The sequence below is a fragment of the Dyella japonica DSM 16301 genome (assembly GCF_001010355.1).
GTDB classification, from domain to species: domain Bacteria; phylum Pseudomonadota; class Gammaproteobacteria; order Xanthomonadales; family Rhodanobacteraceae; genus Dyella; species Dyella japonica.
Genome location: NZ_JPLA01000076.1, coordinates 1 through 285, shown reverse-complemented (window position 1 = coordinate 285; position 285 = coordinate 1). Strand labels below are relative to the sequence as shown.

Annotated in this window: 1 protein-coding gene; it reads left to right on the top strand. The window is 58.6% G+C overall.

Going from position 1 to position 285, the window contains the following annotated elements:
- Positions 1-233 (top strand): hypothetical protein (locus tag Y882_RS20555; protein WP_211259213.1); only part of this gene is annotated, 233 nt, incomplete at its 5' end.
- Positions 234-285 lie beyond the last annotated feature (52 nt).

The window sequence follows — 285 nt, the reverse complement described above, 5'->3', positions numbered from 1 at the left end:
GCTTGAGAAAGTGCCCCTGCGGCTGCGCAAGCTTCGACTTGGTTATCCCCGGCAAGCCTCCCGCAAAAGGCGGCATGGGAATACTTTCCGATTTCGTATTCGGGGAGGGTGAGGAGCGAAGCGGCATATTTGCTTTTGAGCGTGACGGAGATCTTGCGGGCGTCGAGGTATGCGGCTACGCCGGGGATGCTCCAAAGTCGCTCCCACCTGTAGAAGCACTTAGGCCTTGGTAAGGTCCGCTTTCGACCCACGTCGGACGTTTCAAAACGGGGCAGGGGCACTTTC